The organism is Gordonia sp. 852002-50395_SCH5434458, assembly GCF_001665905.1.
Classification (GTDB): Bacteria; Actinomycetota; Actinomycetes; order Mycobacteriales; family Mycobacteriaceae; genus Gordonia; species Gordonia jacobaea.
Map to the genome: position 1 here is coordinate 1 of NZ_LZTC01000003.1, position 19,697 is coordinate 19,697.

Sequence of the window (19,697 nt, forward strand, 5' to 3'; positions counted from 1 at the left end):
GGTGAGCGGCCGATCGCGGAGGACCGAGTAACGCAGTCGGCCCGCCTTCTGATCGGCGCGCAGGACGTGGTGCGGGCGGGGTCAGCGGGGGAGGTAGGCCACGGCGAAGGTGCGGCGGTAGGGCAGCACCGTGCCCCAGTCGCGGGCGGGGTAGGCCGCGCGGAGTCGGAGCTTGAGTTGTTCGCTGAACTCGTCACGCAGTTCGTCGGGAAGCGCCTCGAGGAAGGGACGCGCGCCGGTGCCGGAGATCCAGTCGAAGACCGGGTCGTCGCCCTTGTCCTTGAGTATGTGCAGATACGTCGACTCCCACGCGTTGACCTCGTAGCCGCGCTCGGCGAAGAAGTTCAGGTAGAAGTCGGGCTCGAGCCAGGGGAGTCTGCGGACGTCGCCGAGGTACTGCGCGTACGGCTCCTCCTCAGCGAGTTCGTTGAGGCTGCGATAGGTGGCGGCACCGGTGTTGTTGGGAACCTGGATTGCGAAGGCGCCACCGTCGTTGAGGTGGGGCAGTAGCCGCTCGATCGCGACTTCCTGATCGGGGACCCACTGGAACACCGCGTTCGACAAGAACAGGTCGACGGGTTCGGGAGGTGTCCACTCGGTGAGGTCGGCGACGTCGTAGTTGGCCAGCCCGTCCATGTTCTCTCGGATGGCCTCGGCGATCATCTCTGTCGAGGCGTCGATCCCGAGGACCAGGGCTTCGGGCCAGCGTTCGCGTAGGTGCTTGGTGTGCTGCCCAGGCCCGCATCCGAGATCGACGATGGTCGACGGATTGGTCGGCACCTCGGCGATCAGATCGAGGAAGGGGCGGGCACGAGCGTCGGAGAATTGTAGGTATCGACTCGGATCCCAGACCGGCATGCAACCAACTCTATGCAATTCACAGCGATCATGGCAGTGGGTAACCTGGGAGGAGTGTCAGAGACTCTCGTGAACGATGGTGACAACGCACTGGTGACGGCCGCATCGGCTGCCGCAGACGTCGTCGAAATTTCTACCGATGGCGCCTGCCTGGGGAATCCCGGGCCGGGCGGATGGGGTGCGGTTCTGCGATACCGCGGTCATGAGAAGGAAATCTCCGGCGCTGAACCCGATACCACCAATAACAAGATGGAATTGACGGCAGCGATCGAGGGACTCGCGGCACTGACCAAGCCGTCGAAGGTGATCCTCTACACCGACTCGAGTTACGTGCGAAACGGCATCACCAAGTGGGTGAGTGGCTGGCAGCGCAACGGCTGGAAAACAGCAGACAAGAAGCCCGTGAAGAATGCAGACCTGTGGCGCCGCCTCATCGAGGAGGAGAAGGTGCACGAGGTGACCTGGAAATGGGTGAAAGGTCATGCGGGAGACCACTACAACGAGATCGCCGACACGCTCGCAACATCTGCCGCAAAGAAACTCGCTGGGCGTGAGTGATGAGTTCGGCCGCCTCGCATACTGATTCGACGATCTCGGTCGCCGTCCTCCCCGAGCGCGATCAATACATCGCCGCGGCACTCGACGACGCCGACGCGACGCAGACCGACCTCGACGCCGCACGGGTTCTGATCTGGCTGGGAGGCGCGGCGGGGTTCCCCGATCTCCCCGACACAGTCGAATGGGTAGCACTGAAGACGGCGGGGATCGAAGAGTTCGTCGCCGCGGGTGTTCTCGACGACAAGCGCGTGTGGACGAATGCGTCCGGCTTCTATGCCGAGAACGTCGCCGAGCACGCACTCGCGCTCTTGCTGGCCGGTCTTCGGCAGATCAACACCTCGGTGCGGTGGGGCTGGGACAAAGACCACATCGACCCCGCGGTGCGCACACTGCGCGGGGCGACCGTGGCGATCATCGGTGCGGGTGGCATCGCGAGATCGCTGATTCCTCGTCTGAAGGCCTGTGGCGCTTCGGTTCTCGCGGTCAATCATTCGGGACGCGAGGTCGACGGCGCCGAGCGCACGTTGCCGTCGTCGCGGATGGATGAGGTGTGGTCGTCGTGCGATCACGTGGTCCTCGCCGCCCCGTCGACTCCCGAAACCCATCACCTGATCAACGGAAAGGTGTTGGCGCAGTTGCCTTCCCATGCGTGGGTGGTCAACATCGCACGCGGACCTCTCGTCGACCAACAGGCGCTGTACTGGGCGCTCAAGGGGCATGAGATCGCGGGCGCTGCACTTGACGTGACCGATCCCGAACCGCCTGCGCGAAACGATCCGCTGTGGTCGCTATCGAACGTGATCATCACACCGCACATCGCCAACCCATCGTCGGGTCTCACTCGCGAGCTCGCGCCGTGGATCGCGGAGAACATCCGCCGGTTCCGCGCAGGAGACGATCTTGTGTCCACCGTGGCGGCTGGTCGCGATTACTGAGTCCCCCATCGTCGTCTGCGGTGTGTCGGGGTGTGGGAAGAGCACGGTCGGCGCGGCGCTTGCTGCACGGTTGAAGGCGCCGTTCGTCGACGCCGATGACCTTCATCCGGCCGCGAACATCGCGAAAATGGCTGCGGGACATCCACTCACCGACGCCGATAGGATGCCCTGGCTCGAGGTGGTCGGTACCTGGCTCGCCGAGCATGACGACGGCGTTGCCGCCTGTTCGGCACTGCGTCGCAGCTATCGGGATCGACTGCGCCGTAAGGCGCCCGGAGTGTTCTTCGTGATGCTCGCCCTCGACCGTCACGCTGCACTGACACGCGTACGCGGGCGGCGAGACCACTTCATGCCCGCGGCGCTCATCGACTCGCAGTTCGCCGCACTCGAACCACTCGGACCCGACGAGCAGGGGATGACCGTCGACGCCACGCTGCCGCTCGAGGTGATCGTCGATCAGGTGTTGCGTTAGAGCGCGCTCTAAGGCCTAGCGTTGCTGTCATGAGTACAGATCACCTCATGAGCAGGGCGTTGGCCACGTTGAACGAACTCGACGGTCCGCTGTCGGTCGAGGTCATCCACCGCCTGGTCGAAGCGGACGAGATCGACGAACCGCTGACCATTGCCCAGGCGGCGGAGATGCTCGACGTCTCGGCGCACACACTGCGGTACTACGAGCGGATCGGACTCGTCTCCGTGCCCCGCGATGCGTCGGGAAACCGGCGCTACGACGCCGACGCCGTGCGGAGGCTGGTCTTCCTGACACGAATGAGGCTGTCGGGCATGGCCATTCGTGACCTCCAGCACTACGTCGAACTGGTCGACGAGGGCGAAGACACCGTCCCGGAGCGGCTCGAGATGTTGCTGGAACATCGCGACACGATTCGACGCCAGATCTCAGAACTCACGCTCTCGCTGGCAGCAACCGAATACAAGATCGCCACCTACGGCGGAAGGACTCAGCCATGACCGCATCAACAGACTCGACAACCGCGAACCGCAGGCGCATCGGCTCCCTTGAGGTCTCACCGCTCGGATTGGGTTGTATGGGAATGAGTTTCGCCTACGGCGAGGCCGATCAGGACGAGGCGAGGTCGACGCTGCATCACGCTCTCGACGTCGGGGTCAACCTGCTCGACACCGCAGACGTCTACGGTGCGGGAGCCAACGAAGAACTTCTCGCGGGAGTTCTGGCCGACCGCAGAGACGACGTGGTGCTCGCGACCAAGTTCGGCATCGTGCTCGACCCCGAAACCGGTTATCCCAACGGCGAAGTCGACGGTTCGCCTGCGTATGTGCGGTCGGCGGTCGACGCCTCGCTGCGACGTCTCGGCGTCGACACCATCGACCTCTACTACCTGCATCGTGTCGACCCGAAGCTGCCTATCGAGGAGACTGTCGGGGCGATGGCAGAGTTGGTGGCCGCCGGAAAGGTTCGGGAACTCGGGATCAGCGAGGCCAACGCCGACACCCTGCGTCGCGCAGCGGCGGTGCATCCCATTGCCGCGCTGCAATCGGAGTGGTCGTTGTTCAGCCGGGACGTCGAATCGTCGGATGTTGTCGCCGCACGCGAACTCGGCGTCACGATGGTCCCCTACAGTCCGCTCGGCCGCGGCATGTTGACGGGATCTGCTGCGGCAGTGCAGGTTTCCGACGGTGACTTCCGTTTGACGCTCCCGCGGTGGCAGGCCGAGAACCTCGACCACAACCTCGCGCTGGTCGACGAGATACGTGCAGTGGCAAGCGAGGTCGACGCCACCCCGGGGCAGGTCGCGTTGGCGTGGCTGCTCGCTCAGGGTGGCGACGTCGTGCCGATCCCCGGCACCAAGCGCACTCGCTACCTCGACGAGAACCTCGGCGCGCTGTCGGTGGAGCTGAGTTCGGATCAGCTCGAGCGATTGTCGACGCTGCGCCCCGCGGGCGACCGCTACCCCGACATGGACTGGGTGGCGGGCAGGTCGTCGTAGTCCGTGCCGCACTCCTGCGCCAAAATCTAGAACGTGTTGCAGTTCTGTGGCATTGTCGGGAGTCGTGATCCTGGACAGATTCCGACTCGACGACACCGTCGCGGTCATCACGGGCGCGGGCCGCGGCCTCGGAGCGGCGATCGCTATCGCGTACGCCGAGGCGGGCGCCGACGTGGTGATCTCAGCACGCAGCGAAAGCGAACTGGAGAAGGTGGCCGCGCAGGTCGCCGACCTGGGCAGGCGTGCGCGCGTCGTCGTCGCCGACCTCTCCAATCCAGACGCTGCGGCAGCCCTCGCGCAGACCGCCGTCGACGCGTTCGGACGGCTCGACACCGTCGTGAACAACGTCGGCGGCGCGATGCCACGACCGCTGCTCGACACCTCGCCAAAGAATCTGAGCGACGCCTTCGGTTTCAATGTGGCCAATGCTCATGCGCTGGTGACGGCCGCGGTTCCGCTGGTGTTGGAGACGGCCGGCTCGGGATCGATCATCAACATCACCTCTGCGATGGGGCGGCTGCCGGGCCGTGCGTACGCGGCGTACGGAACGGCCAAGGCCGCGCTCGCGCACTACACGCGGCTCGCGGCGATGGACCTCAATCCGCGTATCCGGGTCAACGCCATCGCGCCTGGGGCGATCCTGACGTCGGCCCTCGATATCGTGGCGGCCGACGACACGATCCGGGCGGCAATCGAGAACTCGACACCGATGCATCGGCTCGGCGAGCCCGAAGACATCGCCGCCGCGGCCGTCTACCTCGCGTCGCCTGCCGGTGCCTACGTGACCGGAAAGGTTCTCGAGGTCGACGGCGGAATCATCGCTCCGAACCTCGATCTCCCGATCCCCGATATGTAGGACGGGTTCGCCTTACGACGGCCGTTCGTTGCGGGATGCACGCTCGACGATGGTCGCGATGCGAGCGGACTTGGTCTCGGGTTTGCGTGCCATCGCGATCTGGGTGAGCGCCAGCTTCCGCGCACTCGGCGGAAACGCGTCCCAGTGCTCGCGCGCCTGCGGCGTCGCGTCGAGTGCCGCGGTCAGCTCGGGGTGCTCAACACCCGCCTCCGCGTCGTCGAGGAGATTCCAGAGGCCGCGCGCCTTGGCGTCGTCGATCACGGCCTGGCCGGCGGGTTGCATGCGGCCGGCGGCGCGGAGTTCGGTCACCCGCTTCTTGTTCGACGCCGACCACGCGCTGGAGCGGCCCCGGCGCGTGAACCACATTCCGCGACGCTGCTCGTCGAGTGTGCGGGTGTGGCCGTCGATCCATCCCCAGCACAGCGCCTCGCGGACGGTTTCGTCGTAGTCGAGGGCGACGCGGCCGGAGTCCTTGCGCCAGAACACCAACCAGATTCCCGACGACGAATCGTGGTTGTCCGCGAGCCAGTTCCGCCAGTCGTCGATGGTGTCGAAGACGTGCGTAGGGGCGTCCGCTTTGGCCATGTCCACACGGTAGTCGCGGCCGCTGACGTGGGTACTGTTGTCTCATGGATCAGTTCTTGCACTTCATGGGCAATAACTGGTGGCTGATTTTCCCGATTGGCGGAGTTATCGGCGGTTGGGCCGGGTCGGTCGCCCGCTACAACGAGAAGCGTCGACGCGACAAGATCGAACTCGCCCGGGTCAAGGCGAGTGCGCAGACCGAGCAACTACGACTCACCCAGGCCGACAAGTCAGCCATCACCAAGGTGCTCGAGAAGCACGACGCGATAGATCAGCGATGGTTCGATTTTGAACTCGACCTGGCGACACTGATCGAGTTCCCCATGATGACCGACATGCGCGAGCCGCTGACGCTGGCGTTTCATCGCGCGAAGATCCGCGCCGACGATCTGCGCCCGGCGTCGGCCGACCAGAAGCTCGACCCGCTCGAGTTCGAGCGCTACCGCGACGCCGTCGGCGACTACGCAGCGGCCTTCGACGCGGCCGAACGCGAGGCGCGGCGTCGCAAACAGTCCGACTTCTCGCCCATCGAGCGCGAGTCGCTCGACCGCGCGCGCAAGCTGATCTCCGTCGCCGCAGACGCCGCCGCCACACCCGCGGAACGCCAGGCCGCCTACCGCAAGGCCCGCCAGGAGCTCGACGGACTCATCGACGTCCCGGATGTCGCCGCCGCCCAGATCGAGCAGCGAATCGCGGGCGAGCTGGAGCGCTGAGCGGGCGCTGCGTCGAGGAAACACGTGTTTCTGACAGATGCGCGCGGAACTTCGCGCGCATGTGTCAGACGCGCGTGTTTCTTTCGGCCCGGCTGTCGGTTGTGCACAGGCCCGGAATCGGGTGGATCCAGATCGGCGTTGTCGACGTCGGATATGCATGGACACTTTCCCGGTCAACGAACACGGATTGATACTGCGACGCACGGCGCTCGACGCGGGCGCCTCCGATCGACAACTCACGCGAGCCGTCGACGCGGGCACTCTCGTGCGGGTGTGGCCCGGCGCCTACGTGCTGCCCGACAAGAGCCGCACGCCGGAGGTCAAGCATCGGCTGAAGGCGGTCGCGGCAACGCTGCTGTCCGAATCCGACGTGCCGCTGAGCCATCAGTCGGCGGGAGTGCTCCACGGGATGTCGCTGTTGTTCCCCGACCTGTCGCGGGTCCACCTGACCACCGGGCACAAGACCGGCGGGCGCATCGAAACCCAGCGACATCTGCACTCCGGTCGTCTGGGGCCCGACGACGTCACGGCGATCGACGGCATCACGGTGACGTCGCTGGAGGTCACCGCCGTCGACATCGCGTGCAGCGGCAACTTCTTCCAGGCACTGGCCGTGCTCGACTCCGCGCTCCGGCTCGGTGCTGACCGCGAGAGGATGTCGGCGCTCCTCGATTCTCGACGTCGTGGTGTCGCCGTCGCACGAAGGGCGCTTGCGTTCGCGAGCCCACTGGCCGACAACGCGGGCGAGTCGTGGGGCAGAGGTCAGATGATCGTCGCCGAACTGCCGGTCCCGCGTCTGCAGCGAGAATACTTCGACGCCGACGGCCGATTCGTCGCCAAGGTCGACTACGACTGGGAGGGCAAGCTCGTCGGCGAGTTCGACGGTATGCGCAAGTACACCAAGGATCTGGGCGACGACGAGACCGCGCTCGACGTGATGAAGCGCGAGAAGGCCCGCGAAGATGGCGTCAGGCGCCTCGGGCCGATGGTGATCCGATGGGTCTGGGCCGATCTGCGACAAAACCGCATGGTGCCGATGGTGCGAGAGTGGCTGGAGCGCTTGGAGATTGGCGGAATGGGTAGCGCTCAAGCCTCCGAGTCGACGGCCCCGGCGAACTGGCTGCGGTACAGCCGGCAGTACGCGCCCTGAGCGGCGAGGAGCTCGTCGTGGTTGCCCTGCTCGACGATGTGCCCATCCTCCATCACCACAATGACGTCGGCATCGCGGATGGTCGAAAGGCGGTGCGCGATAACGAAACTCGTACGGTCGGTGCGCAGTGCCGCCATCGCCTTCTGGATGAGCAGCTCGGTGCGGGTGTCGACGGAGCTGGTGGCCTCGTCGAGAATCAGGATGGTCGGGCGTGCGAGGAAGGCGCGCGCGATCGTGATGAGCTGTCGCTCACCGGCACTCACGCCGCCGCCCTCGTCGTCGAGCATCGTCTCGTAGCCGTCGGGCAGGATGCGGACGAAGTGGTCGACGTGGCTCATGCGCGCGGCCTCGAGGACCTCCTCGCGCGACGCGGTGGGGTCGCCGTAGGCGATGTTGTCGTAGATGGTTCCGCCGAACAGCCACGAATCCTGCAGCACCATTCCGGTGCGTTCGCGTAGGTCGTCGCGGGTCATCTGACGGGATTCGACGCCGTCGACGGTGATGGTTCCGGAGTCGACGTCGTAGAAGCGCATGATGAGGTTGACCAGGGTGGTCTTGCCCGCGCCGGTCGGCCCGACGATGGCGACCATGTGGCCGGGACGCGCGACGAGTGAGAGGCCGTCGATGAGCGGCTTGTCGGCGACGTAGCGGAACGAGACGTCGTCGAATTCGATGAGCCCACGGTCGTGCTCAGGCGTCTTGGGGTTCTTCGGGTCGGGGGTCTGCTCGTCGGCGTCGAGGATGTCGAAGATGCGCTCGGCCGACGCGACGCCGCTCTGCAGCAGGTTGACCATCGACCCGATCTGCGTGAGTGGCTGCGTGAACTGTCGCGAGTACTGGATGAACGCCTGCACCTCGCCGAGGCTCAACGCACCCGATGCCACGCGCAGTCCGCCGACGACCGCGACCGCCACGTAGTTGAGGTTGCCGAGGAACATGATCGTCGGCATGACGGTGCTCGAGATGAATTGTGCACGCCAACTCGACTGGTAGAGCTTCTCGTTGCGCTCGTCGAATTCCGATTCGACGTCGGCCTGGCGGTTGAACGCGGTCACCAGTTCGTGCCCGGTGAACGCCTCTTCGACCTGTGCGTTGAGCTTGCCGGTCGACGACCACTGCGCGAGGAAGTGCGGCTTGGAGCGTTTGGCGATCAGCGCGGTTGCACCCGCGGCGAGCGGCACGGTGACGAGCGCGATGAGCGCCAGCAGTGGCGAGATCCAGAGCATCATCACCAGGATCGCGATCACCATCAGGATGGAGTTCAGCAACTGGGAGATGGTCTGCTGCAACGTCTGTGACAGATTGTCGAGGTCGTTGGTGACGCGACTGAGCAGATCGCCGCGTGCGGTGGTGTCGTAGTAGCTCAGCGGGAGGCGGTGGATCTTGGCCTCGACCTCTGCGCGCAGATGCTTGACGGTTCCGACGACGACGATGTTGAGCAGATACGCGCCAGCCACGACAACAGCGACGAGCCGATGTAGAGCGCCAGCACGATCAGCAACACGCGGCCGACGTCGCCGAAGTCGATGCCCACGCCCGGGGTGACGTTCATCGAGTTCACCATGTCGGCGAGGGTGCCGTTGCCGCGCTCACGCAGCCCCTCGACGGCCTGCGCCTTGGTCGTTCCCGCGGGGAGCATCTTGCCGACGACGCCGTCGAAGATGATGTTGGTGGCGTCGCCGAGCACTCGCGGTGCGAACGCCGTGAGGATCACCGATCCGATGATCGACAACACGACGACGCTCATCGACGTCCGGTAGGAGAACAGCAGTCCGATCAGCCGCTTGATCGACGGACCGAACGATCGCGCCTTCGCCACGACCGGCCCCGCAGCCATCGGGCCGCGGCCGGGCCCCGGGGATGCGGGGGCGCCGCCGCCAGCGCGGGTCATGCCGACTCTCCGATCGCGAGCTGCGACTCCGCGATCTCGCGGTACGTCTCGGAGGTCGCGAGAAGTTCGTCGTGTGTGCCGATCCCGACGATCCGACCGCGATCGAGCACGACGATCTGCTCGGCGTCGACGATGGTCGAGATGCGTTGGGCGACGATGATGACGGCGGACTCCGACGTCGCGGGCGCGAGTGCGGCGCGGAGGCGGGCGTCCGTGGCGACGTCGAGTGCCGAGAACGCGTCGTCGAAGAGGTAGACCGACGGTTTGCGCACCAACGCGCGGGCTATTGCGAGGCGCTGACGTTGACCACCCGACACGGTGGTGCCGCCCTGGGAGATCGGGGTGTCGAGGCCGTCGGGCATGCGCTCGACGAAGTCGGCGGCCTGCGCGATCCGCAACGCCTCCCATATCTCGTCGTCGGTGGCGTCGGGTTTGCCGTTGCGAATGTTCGACGCGACGGTCCCCGAGAACAGGTACGGGCGCTGCGGGACGAGGCCGATGGCGTCGCGCAGGGCGTTGGGGTCGAGGCGTCGGACATCGGTATCGCCGACACGAACCTCACCGGCGGTGACGTCGATGAGTCGGGGCACCAGACCGACGAGCGTGGTCTTGCCGGAGCCGGTCGAGCCGACGATGGCGGTCGTGGTGCCGGGTTCGACGCGAAAGCTGATGTCGGACAACACGGGATCGTCGGCGCCCGGATAGCGGAACTGAGCCCCCCGGAACTCCACAGTCGACGGTTGCGCGGCGAAGGGCACCGGGTTTTGCGGTGCTCCGACGGAGGTCTCGGTGTCGAGGACCTCGCAGATGCGCTCGGCACAGACCGTCGCGCGTGGCGCCATCATTGCGAGGAACGACGCCATCATCACCGACATCAGGATCTGCATGACGTAGGTGATCATCGCGGTCAGCGCACCGATCTCGATGCTGCCGTCGGACACCAGGTGGCCGCCGAACCAGATGATCGCGACGATCGTGACGTTCGTGATCAGCATGACGGCGGGGAACATCAACGCCTGCATGCGGCCGACACGCAGCGTGGCCTGGGCGAGGCTGTCGTTCGCGGTGGCGAAGCGGTCGATCTCGTAGCGTTCGCGCACAAACGCCCGGACCACTCGGATGCCCGTGATCTGTTCACGCAGAACACGATTGACCGCGTCGATACGCTCCTGCATCGCGCGGAAGCCGGGAATCATGCGCGCGATGATGACCCCCATCGCGACCGCGAGAACGGGCACCGCCACGACGAGCACCCACGACAACTGCGACCCCACTTTGATGCCCATGATGATGCCGCCGATGCACATGATGGGCGCCATCACCAGGATGGTGGTGCTCATGACGATCAACAACTGCACCTGCTGGACGTCGTTGGTGGTGCGGGTGATCAACGACGGCGCGCCGAACGTCCCCATCTCCCTGGCCGAGTAGGTGTTGATCCGGTGCAGCAGGTCGTGCCGGATGTCGCGTCCGGTCGCGAGCGCTGCCCGCGAGCCGAAGTACTGGGCGATGATGGTGCACACGATCTGGGCGATCGTGATGACGAGCATGACCGCACCGATGCGCAGGATGTACGACGTGTCGCCCTTCGCGACGCCGTTGTCGATGATGTCGGCGTTCAGCGTCGGCAGGTACAACATGGCCACCGTCGCGACGAGCTGCAGTATCACGACGGCGAGCATGTGCCAGGGGTACCGCGAGAGGTATGTCCTGATCAGGCGGGTCAGCATGTGGCGCTCACTCACACGACGCTAGCAAGGTGTGCCGACACGGTGCGAGGGAAATACCCCGGGGGCTCGCGTCAGGCGGACGTCAATGCGACTGCCGCTTCACCGGTGTAGGTGAGGTAGGTGAAGGACTCCTGGAAGTACAGGTTCACCACGTCGGCGTCGTGCGAGTCGTAGCCGATCGAGACATCCTGGCCGATCGTCAGCTCGAAATCGCCTCCACGCGTGGACAATACGAACGCTCCGGTGATCGCGGGCGCCCACACGATCTCGCCGTCGATCAGACGCTGAATGTGCTGGCGGACCGGGTAACCGTGATTCGACGTCTCGTTGACGAGGTTGTACACATCGGCTGCGAGTGCGATGGAGTACGGCCCGTCGATCGACGCGAGCTTGAGCGTCGAGAGCGCCGCGCTGAACGCCTCGGGGTAGTCACGCACGTCCTCGGGCAGCGGGATGGGGGTTGCGGTGGCCTCGGCGCGGATGCCCGAGATGCCTGCGGCGGCGTAGCCCTCGAAGATCGCGCGGTCTTCGGCCAGCGCGAGTTCGCGCGCGGCGTCGACCACCGGATCCCAATCCGAATCCTCCGCGCCGCGGTCGACGTCGTCGATGGCCTCGCGCGTGACGGTGAACGGCACCTTGAGTTCGATCAGCGGCTGAACGCTGCGCTTGAACGCCTGGATGCCGTCAGCGGGGGCGTCGATCTTGGTGCGGTGTCCGCGCGTGACCGACGACGCCTCGAGTCCGAGCGGTCCCTTGACGTCGACGAGTCGACGGCCCGCGATGTTGCGCTTGAACGACCGAGCCGCCTCTTCTTCGATGGCCTCCCAGGCGGACGCGGAGATGGGGGCGAGTTCGCGATGCAGATTGTTCATGGTGCGTCTCCTGGTAGTCGGTGTTGGTGGCGGGTTGTGTTGTCAGGCAGAAGGTGCGGAGGAGTCACGAGGGGCGCAGTGATCCGATTCCCAGCGACCCGTCGCCGGGGTCAGTCGGCTCGGGTGGTGGAACCGGCGATGCGGCGTCGAGCGTGACCGGCGCGGGTGCGTCGTGGGGAGCGTCGTCGTCGGAATCCGACTCAGCGGCGGGTGGGGCATCGGGGAGGTCGTCGAAGAAGTCGACGGTCGGGGTGAAGAACTGTGCCCCGGTGACGGCGGTGGTGAAGTCGAGCAGCCTGTCGTAGTTTCCGGCGGGATCGCCGATGAACATCTTGCGCAGCATTTCCTCGGTGACGTCGGGTGCCGAGGAGTACGCGATGTAGAAGGTGCCGGAGTCGCCGATGCCGGAGGCCTCGCCGTAGGGCATGTTGTCGCGGACGACGTCGATCTGCTCACCGTTGACGTCGTTGACCACATTGAGTGCGATGTGCGAGTTGGTCGGTTTCACGTCGTCGGACATCTCGATGTTGTCGAGTTTGGTTCGCCCGATCGCCGCCTCCTGGTCTTCGACGGAGATCGAATCCCATTCCTTGAAGTCGGTGACGTAGCGCTGGATGGCGACGTAGCTACCGCCCGCGTACGCGGGGTCTTCGTCGCCGACCGTGATCGCGTCGATCGCGGCCTGGCCGACGGGATTCTCGGTGCCGTCGACGAAGCCGATGAGGTCGCGTAGGTCGAAGTAGCGGAAGCCGTGCACCTCGTCGACGACGGTCACGGCGTCGCCGAGTTCACTCATCAGCATGCGGCCGAGCTCGTAGCAGAGGTCCATCGCGTCGGCCTTGAGGTGGAGCAGGAGGTCGGCGGGAGTCGCTGGGGCGGTGTGGACATCGCCCGCGTACTCGACGAAGGGTCGAAGCGACTTGGGGCGGTTGCCCGCGAACAAGCGGTCCCACGCGTCCGAGCCGATCGACACGATGCCCGCAAGTGCCTGCTCGGGCGCTCGGGACGATACGGAGTTGATGCGTGACCCGAGGACGTCGAACATTCCTCGGACAGCGTCCTCGCCACCCGCGTTGATCGTCAGGACGAGGAACAACGCGTGCTTTGTCTTGCGTGTCAGAATCGTCTGCGGTACGGGCACGGTTTTCACTCTAGTGCAGCGCGCAATGCGCGCCGGTGAAAGTGTGTCCTCACAAAACTCAGGTCAGGCACGCCTGGTCGTGTACGACAGTTGTCGGTTCAGCCGCGCGCGACCGCTCGTCCGGCGGCGCGGCCGGAGAAGATGCAACCGCCGAGGAATGTTCCCTCGAGCGCGTTGTATCCGTGCACGCCACCGCCGCCGAATCCGGCGACCTCGCCCGCGGCGTACAGTCCGTCGAAGACCGAACCATCTGGTCGCATCACGGCCGACTCGAGGTTGGTCTCCAGACCGCCCAACGTCTTTCGCGTCAGGATGTTCAGTCGCACCCCGATCAGCGGCCCGTGTTCAGGGTCGAGGATCTTGTGGGGCTTGGCCACGCGCACGATCTTGTCGCCGAGGAACTGGCGAGCGTTGGTGATCGCCATCAGCTGCGCGTCCTTGGAGAATTTGTTGTCGATCTCGTTGTCGCGGGCGGAGATCACGCGCTCGACATGCTGCAGATCGAGCTTGGGGCCGCGAGTGATCTCGTTCATGCCTGCGACGAGTTCTGCGAGATTGTCGGCGACGACGAAGTCGCTGCCGTTCTTCAGAAAGGCCTCGACAGGACCGGGCGCGCCCTTCGCGAAACGACTCTTCGCGGCGAACTTCAGGTCTTTGTCCGTGATGTCGGGGTTCTGCTCCGAACCCGACAGCGCGAACTCCTTCTCGACGATCGACTGCGTCAGGATGAACCACGAGTAGTCGTGGCCGGTCGCGAGGATCTCGCGCATCGTCGAATTGGTGTCGAAGCCGGGGAAGTTCGGCGGCTTGAGTCGATTGCCGTTGGCGTCGAGCCAGAGCGACGACGGCCCGGGAATGATGCGGATGGCATGGTCGGGCCAGATGGGATCCCAGTTGTGGATGCCCTCGGTGTAGTGCCACATGCGGTCGCGATTGACGAGGCTTGCGCCCGCCTCCTCGGCGATGCCGAGCATGCGGCCGTCGACGTAGGCGGGGACGCCGGAGATCATCGTCTTCGGTGCGGGCCCGAGACGTTCCGTCGGCCAGTTCTTGCGAATCAGTTCGTGGTTGTGGCCGATGCCGCCGGTCGTCACGATGACCGCACCGCCGCGGATCTCGAAGTCGCTGATCTCGTCTCGGTTCGACGCCTCGCCGCGCCCGGCGGCCGTCGGAGCGAGCTTTGACCCGCGCACACCGACAGCGGTGCCGTCTTCGACGACTATCTCGTCGACGCGATGTCGGAAGCGGAACTCGACGAGTCCGCGACGCTCGGCGTCGAGCACGGGCTCGGCGAAGATCCGGACCACCTCGGGTCCGGTGCCCCAGGTCAGGTGGAAGCGGGGCACCGAATTGCCGTGGCCGTCGGCGAAACCGCCGCCGCGTTCGGCCCAGCCGACGACCGGCGTGATGCGCAGGCCGAGGTCATGCAGGTACTGACGCTTCTCGGTGGCTGCGAAGTCGACGTAGGCACGAGCCCACTGTCGAGGCCAGTAGTCCTCGTCGTCGCGGTCGAAGCCCGCAGAACCCATCCAGTCCTGAAGGGCGAGTTCCGCTGAATCGTGGATGCCGAGTCGACGCTGCTCGGGAGTGTCGACGAGGAAGAGTCCGCCCAGCGACCAGAACGCCTGCCCACCGAGGTTGTTGCGGTTCTCCTGGTCGACGACGATCACCCGACGACCCGCCTTGGTGAGTTCATAGGTCGCGACGAGTCCGGCAAGGCCGGACCCGACAACGATGGCGTCGGCTTGTCCTGCATCCACGTGCGCTGTGTTCACGAGAGCCTTCCTCGATATGTCCTGCTTGTGGGATCGACCCTATCCCCGGAGCCCTCGGTGAGGTAGCGCCGACGGGTATCGAGATGTGACGACCGACATGTGACAATTGGGCGCCCTGTGACCTAGTTGACGCAGCGCAGGTATGGACCGCGCGTGTGACGTGGGTAATGATCATCTGCGTGTCTCAACCGACGGTCAAGGGTCGATGTACCTTTTGCTGCTGCGTTATGCAGCCGTTACACTCTGTCGCGTTGGGGACCAACTCAGTCGGTATGGCCGCTGACCCCCATTTCCTGCCCGTATGAACGAGGCCCGTCCGGGTCAAGATCGTAAGGACTCTTCTCATATGTTGACTCGTGCGCGCAAGCGCCTCGTTGCCGCTGTGGGCGCCATGGCGGCGCTCGGCGGCCTGACCATGGCCGTGGCCCCGGAAGCCCACGCGGCCGGCCAGACCGAATACGTGTACTCCGCATCGATGCACAAGAACATCCCGGTTCGCATCGTCGACGGTGGTGGCGGCGGCCCCAAGCCCACCCTCTACCTGCTCGACGGTCTGCGGGCTCCCAACAACACCAGCGGTTGGCTGCAGAACAACACCGGCGCCGACCGCTTCATGGCCGGCAAGGGCACCAACCTGGTCATCCCCTTCGGCGGTGGCGGCAGCTTCTACACAGACTGGGAGCGTCCCGACCCCAAGCTGGGCGTGAACAAGTGGGAAACGTTCCTGACACGCGAACTGCCCGCGTACATGAAGAAGAACCACAACTCCGACAACCGTCGTAACGGCATCGCCGGTCTGTCGATGTCGGGAACGTCGGCGCTGAACCTCGCGTCGCGGCACCCGGGCTTCTACAAGGCGGTCGCGTCCTACAGCGGCTACCCGACCGTCACCTTCCCCGGCTTCACGCAGGGCATCCAGGCGTCGGTCGCGACCATGGGCGGCGACCCCAACAACATGTGGGGCTTCTACCCGGCAGGCCAGTGGTTCCAGAACGACCCGTTCCTGAGTGCCAACAACCTGGCCGGCGACTACGTGTACCTGTCGTCGGGCACCGGACTCGGTAGCAAGTTCGACAGCTCGATCAACCCGACGAGCGCGAACTTCAACCCGGTCAAGTTCTCGCAGATGGTTCCGCTCGAGGTTGCCGCATCGGTCAGCACGCGGCTCTACATCCCGCGCGTCGCAGCGGTCCCGGGCGTCAAGCTCACCACGCACGTGACCCCGGACGGCGACCACTGGTGGGACTACTGGCAGGAGAACTTCCGCCAGTCGTGGAACACCACCTTCCGCCCCGCGTTCTTCTGAGCCGCGGCCAGGTAGCTGAACGACTGAACAACTGAACACGACGAGGGCCGGCGATCGGATCGATCGCCGGCCCTCGTCGTGTGTGGGTGCTGCGTTGGGTGGTGCGGTGTGCGGGTGAGTGGTTTCGACTCGGCTGCTCGCTTCGCTCGCGGCCGCTCAACCAGCGGTAAAGGCGGCTCACCCAGCGGGGTGTGGCCGCTCAACCAGCGAGAGAAGTGGCCCCGGCTCAACCAGCGAGGGTGAGCCGGCCCGACCAGCGGCGAGCTAGCTGCGGCCTACTCGCCCGAGTCCTGCGTGCCGCGGCGGCGGAAGGCGCGGGCCTCGTCGAGCGCGGAGCGCGGGGTGTCGGATGAGTCGTCATCGACTGCGGGCACCTGGCGGGTCGGCTGGTCGTCGCCCTCCGGGGCGTCGGAGGCCGTGGGACCTTCGACGCGCGGGATGCGCTGAGTCGGGCGGTCCCACATGTACGCGTCGTCGTCCTCGTCGGCGTTCGCTTCCGTCCCGGTCGCACCGATCGACGTCGTCGCGGCGTCGTCCGTGTCGTCGGCCGCGGCGTGGCGGTTGCGGCCAGCGAGGCCTGCACCCGCGGCTGTTCCGGCGAGGGCGGTCGTTGTCGCGGCGCTGCTGCGGTCGGACTCGCGTTTGTCGAAGAAGCCCGGTTCGTCGTCGTAGACGTCGGGGTTCTCGAGGTTCTTGTCGGCGCTGTTACGTGTCCGCCAGATGATCAGAAGCCATGCGAGAAGTAGCAGTGCTCCGACGATGCCGAGGATGAGCGGCAACCAGAATCCGCCGAGCTTGAGCAGATTCATGTAGTGGCCAGCGCGATCGGCCTGCGCGTTGACGGTGCCGTCCGCCCACTGGAACGTGGCCTTCAGGGCGTCGAGCTTGAAATCGCGGACCGGTGCGGGCGTTCCGTCGCTCTGGTCGGGCGACTTGAAGTACTGGCGCTGGTCCTCGCGGCCGTTGACGATGGTGCCGGTCTCGGGCTCGACGAAGACGTGGCGCGTCGCCGATGCGTAGCGGTGCATCGTGATCTTGTCGTCGGGCTTCACGCCGCGCCCGGTGATTCCCCACCACTTCGCGGGCATCGTGAGCATCGTGCCCAGCGCGGCCTCACCCTGTGCGTTGGGCAGCGACGAGAGGTCGGTCTCGGGAACCTCGGAGACGAACTCGTAGGTCTTGACCCCGTTGAAGGTCTTCTCGCCGACGTACTTGGCAGGCTGATCCTGGCGGGTGTTGAGGTCGTAGTACAGGTACGACCGCTTCTTGACGTTGAAGCCGAACTTGTACTGGAACCCCTTACGGTCGGGCAACTGGACCGACACGTCCTTGACGTTCACGCCCTCCGGTGCGGCCTCGAGCTGCAGAGCGCTGACGGTGCCGTTGGGCACCGATGTCTTGCGGTTGACCGAAACCCTGTCGATGGTTGCGGTGAGCAGGCCGTCGTCGCATTTCAGGTCGCCGTCGGCGCGCGGGGCCGGTGGGTCCGTCTCCTTGCCGTCGGCGTCGCGGATGCGGTCGATCTGGACGGTTTGCGCCGACTGCAGAGTGGCCTGTCGCTTGTCCGAAGGCTCGATGATCACGCTTCGACGCTGCTGCGTCAGGTGTGCGTCAAGCGTGCGGGCCTTGGGCTGTGAGACCGAGCAGCGATCGAAGATGACCGCCGGGAATCGTTCGCCGGCCGATCCGTCGGCAGGAACCGTCGAGGCAACAGACGTGATATCGAGATCGAGTGGCACCACCCGCAACTGAGGCACCAGGAACGCCGGGATGGCGATCGCCGCGGTGATGCAAGCAACCCCGAGGAATGCCAGCAGCGCCAGCCAAACTCGTCTCATTCTCGACTCCTGTGCGGTTCGGCCTGGCCCGTCGTGTCGACGAGCAGGCCACGGTCAACGCTCTCACCCTAATGGTCGGCCAACGGGAATCAGCCCATGCCGGTGCGATCGGCACGCCTGTCCCGTTCGGCTTCTTTCATGATTCCGGCCATGTAGCCGTAGATCTCCGCGTCCGACATCGCCTTCCAGCGCGGTGCCAGCAGCTTCATGTACTTCTCGACGTAGAGCAGTTGCTTTCCGACGAGCACCAACTCGCGCGGCAACCGGGCGTCGTGTGCCCGTGCGACCGCCGCGAGTTGTCGCCCGAGGTCGGTGTAGCTCATGTCGCCGAGATCCGTGGTCGACAGCGGTGTGGTGATCTTGCGGATGTCAGCCCCACCCTGCGTCGTCGAACCGGGGTTACGCACAGCTCCCAGCAGGAAGATGGCGCGACCCGCCGATTCGTAGTCGTTGCGGACGATGAGGTCGACGACGAGCTGACGCAGGATGCGTCGGGTGCGTGGTGTGAAGCGTCCGACGATGCCGAAGTCGAGCAGCACCAGCCGACCGTCTGCGTCGACGAGGACGTTGCCCGCGTGGAGGTCGCCGTGGAACAAGCCGCCGTGGAACGCCGACTCGAGCAGCGACAGCAACAGGTTTCGGCACAGCGCGACCCCATCATGCCCGGCGGCGCGCACAGCGGCGACGTCGTCGATGCGGGTGGCGTAGATGCGTTCCATCGTCATGACGCGCGCGGTGGTCAGGTCGTCGTAGACGTGGGGAACGCGGACGCGATCGCCGAACTGTCCCGGTTTGAGACATTCGTACCATTCGCGCATGGCGTCGGCCTCATTGCGGAAATCGAGCTCGGCGTCGAGACCGTCGGCAAAATCCTCGACGACGTGTCGCGCCGACAACATCCGGCCGTACTCCGAGATCTCGGCGAGGCTCGCGAGTCGTTCGAGGATCGCGACGTCGGGTGCGAGGCGCTCGGCGATTCCGGGACGTTGGATTTTGACGACGACCTCGTCGCCGTTGTGCAGCCTCGCGGTGTGGACCTGGGCGATGGATGCCGATGCGATCGGCTCGGGGTCGAACTCGGCGAAGACGTCCTCGGGGGCGCGGCCGATCTCGTCGATGAAGACCTGTCGGATCTCACCGGGGTCGGCGGGCGGCACGCTGTCGAGGAGCGACTCGAACTCGGACGCCAACGTCTCGGTGAAAACACCGGGACTCGACGCGATGAGTTGTCCGAGCTTTACGTAGGTGGGGCCGAGATGCTCGAAGGTCGCGCGCACCTGCGCCGCTGCGCGCTTCCCGCTCGGTGCGCGCAGATGCACTGCGTCGAATGCGGTGTCAAGGAGGAATCTGCCGACGCCCAGCGTTGCGTGGGCGGTGGTCACACCGAGGCGCGTGACCTCGGCGATCGGCGACGCCGGGCGTAGACGCGCGTGGCGACCGTCGTCAACTGTGCTGTCCATATTCCCCCCCTGCTCGTCGTGCTTGCGGGTTCCCGCGTCGCGCCCAGTGTAGGAGGTCGGTG

The 19,697-nt window shown here is 65.6% G+C and carries 17 protein-coding genes and 1 pseudogene; 9 read left to right on the forward strand and 9 right to left on the reverse strand.

Annotated elements, in window-relative coordinates:
* Positions 1-81 precede the first annotated feature (81 nt).
* Entirely contained in the window at positions 82-858 is a 777-nt protein-coding gene (locus A5785_RS00240; RefSeq protein WP_064864049.1) for a methyltransferase domain-containing protein, read from the reverse strand.
* A 69-nt stretch (positions 859-927) separates the two neighbouring features.
* Here A5785_RS00240 and rnhA point away from each other — a divergent pair, with 69 nt between their 5' ends.
* The 6 genes from rnhA (at position 928) to A5785_RS00270 (ending at position 5,174) form a co-directional block, all read left to right on the forward strand.
* Positions 928-1,416 carry a ribonuclease HI gene (gene rnhA, locus A5785_RS00245; RefSeq protein WP_049699485.1) on the forward strand — a complete coding sequence of 163 codons (489 nt, stop codon included), beginning with the start codon at positions 928-930 and terminating at the stop codon, positions 1,414-1,416.
* A complete protein-coding gene (locus tag A5785_RS00250; protein WP_064864051.1) occupies positions 1,416-2,351 on the forward strand; it encodes a D-isomer specific 2-hydroxyacid dehydrogenase family protein in 936 nt (311 codons plus the stop codon). The genes rnhA and A5785_RS00250 overlap by 1 nt, the downstream gene beginning before the upstream one ends.
* The gene (locus tag A5785_RS00255) at positions 2,317-2,823 is read left to right on the forward strand and encodes a gluconokinase (protein ID WP_231894139.1); all 507 of its coding nucleotides are present in this window, start codon (positions 2,317-2,319) and stop codon (positions 2,821-2,823) included. Before A5785_RS00250 ends, A5785_RS00255 begins: the two co-directional genes overlap by 35 nt.
* 29 nt (positions 2,824-2,852) lie before the next feature.
* Entirely contained in the window at positions 2,853-3,320 is a 468-nt protein-coding gene (locus A5785_RS00260) for a MerR family transcriptional regulator (RefSeq protein WP_064864053.1), read from the forward strand.
* A complete protein-coding gene (locus tag A5785_RS00265) occupies positions 3,317-4,318 on the forward strand; it encodes an aldo/keto reductase (protein ID WP_064864054.1) in 1,002 nt (333 codons plus the stop codon). The genes A5785_RS00260 and A5785_RS00265 overlap by 4 nt, the downstream gene beginning before the upstream one ends.
* A 64-nt stretch (positions 4,319-4,382) precedes the next feature.
* On the forward strand, positions 4,383-5,174 hold the full coding sequence (locus tag A5785_RS00270; protein WP_064864056.1) for an SDR family oxidoreductase: 792 nt from the start codon (positions 4,383-4,385) through the stop codon (positions 5,172-5,174).
* A 12-nt stretch (positions 5,175-5,186) separates the two neighbouring features.
* Here A5785_RS00270 and A5785_RS00275 read toward each other — a convergent pair whose 3' ends face one another.
* A complete protein-coding gene (locus A5785_RS00275) occupies positions 5,187-5,759 on the reverse strand; it encodes a YdeI/OmpD-associated family protein (protein WP_064864058.1) in 573 nt (190 codons plus the stop codon).
* Positions 5,760-5,803: 44 nt separating this feature from the next.
* Between A5785_RS00275 and A5785_RS00280 the strand changes: the two genes are divergently transcribed.
* Together A5785_RS00280 and A5785_RS00285 are read left to right on the forward strand one after the other, a co-directional pair.
* Complete coding sequence (locus A5785_RS00280) at positions 5,804-6,472, forward strand: hypothetical protein (RefSeq protein WP_064864060.1); 669 nt, start codon at positions 5,804-5,806, stop codon at positions 6,470-6,472.
* Between the two features lie 157 nt (positions 6,473-6,629).
* Positions 6,630-7,622 (forward strand): type IV toxin-antitoxin system AbiEi family antitoxin domain-containing protein, encoded by a 993-nt coding sequence (locus A5785_RS00285; RefSeq protein WP_064864062.1) that lies wholly within the window; start codon positions 6,630-6,632, stop codon positions 7,620-7,622.
* Here A5785_RS00285 and A5785_RS00290 read toward each other — a convergent pair.
* The 5 genes and pseudogenes from A5785_RS00290 to A5785_RS00310 all read right to left on the reverse strand — a co-directional run bounded on the left by A5785_RS00290 (position 7,559) and on the right by A5785_RS00310 (position 15,031).
* Positions 7,559-9,513 (reverse strand): annotated as a pseudogene (locus A5785_RS00290) (ABC transporter ATP-binding protein). The gene A5785_RS00285 and the pseudogene A5785_RS00290 overlap by 64 nt on opposite strands.
* The gene (locus A5785_RS00295; RefSeq protein ID WP_064864064.1) at positions 9,510-11,243 is read right to left on the reverse strand and encodes an ABC transporter ATP-binding protein; all 1,734 of its coding nucleotides are present in this window, start codon (positions 11,241-11,243) and stop codon (positions 9,510-9,512) included. Before A5785_RS00295 ends, A5785_RS00290 begins: the two are co-directional and overlap by 4 nt.
* A gap of 71 nt (positions 11,244-11,314) precedes the next feature.
* Positions 11,315-12,115, reverse strand: a complete 801-nt coding sequence (locus tag A5785_RS00300; RefSeq protein WP_049699380.1) for a family 1 encapsulin nanocompartment shell protein — start codon at positions 12,113-12,115, stop codon at positions 11,315-11,317.
* A gap of 64 nt (positions 12,116-12,179) precedes the next feature.
* A complete protein-coding gene (locus A5785_RS00305; protein WP_049699486.1) occupies positions 12,180-13,256 on the reverse strand; it encodes a Dyp-type peroxidase in 1,077 nt (358 codons plus the stop codon).
* 98 nt (positions 13,257-13,354) lie between these two features.
* Complete coding sequence (locus A5785_RS00310; protein ID WP_416259141.1) at positions 13,355-15,031, reverse strand: FAD-binding dehydrogenase; 1,677 nt, start codon at positions 15,029-15,031, stop codon at positions 13,355-13,357.
* A 346-nt stretch (positions 15,032-15,377) separates the two neighbouring features.
* On the opposite strand from A5785_RS00310, the gene A5785_RS00315 reads away from it, so the two are divergent.
* Positions 15,378-16,337, forward strand: a complete 960-nt coding sequence (locus A5785_RS00315; RefSeq protein ID WP_049699381.1) for an alpha/beta hydrolase — start codon at positions 15,378-15,380, stop codon at positions 16,335-16,337.
* A 275-nt stretch (positions 16,338-16,612) separates the two neighbouring features.
* Here A5785_RS00315 and A5785_RS00320 read toward each other — a convergent pair whose 3' ends face one another.
* Together A5785_RS00320 and A5785_RS00325 are read right to left on the reverse strand one after the other, a co-directional pair.
* Positions 16,613-18,175, reverse strand: a complete 1,563-nt coding sequence (locus tag A5785_RS00320; RefSeq protein ID WP_064864066.1) for a DUF3068 domain-containing protein — start codon at positions 18,173-18,175, stop codon at positions 16,613-16,615.
* 89 nt (positions 18,176-18,264) lie between these two features.
* Positions 18,265-19,635 carry an ABC1 kinase family protein gene (locus A5785_RS00325; RefSeq protein ID WP_064864068.1) on the reverse strand — a complete coding sequence of 457 codons (1,371 nt, stop codon included), beginning with the start codon at positions 19,633-19,635 and terminating at the stop codon, positions 18,265-18,267.
* Positions 19,636-19,697: the final 62 nt, after the last annotated feature.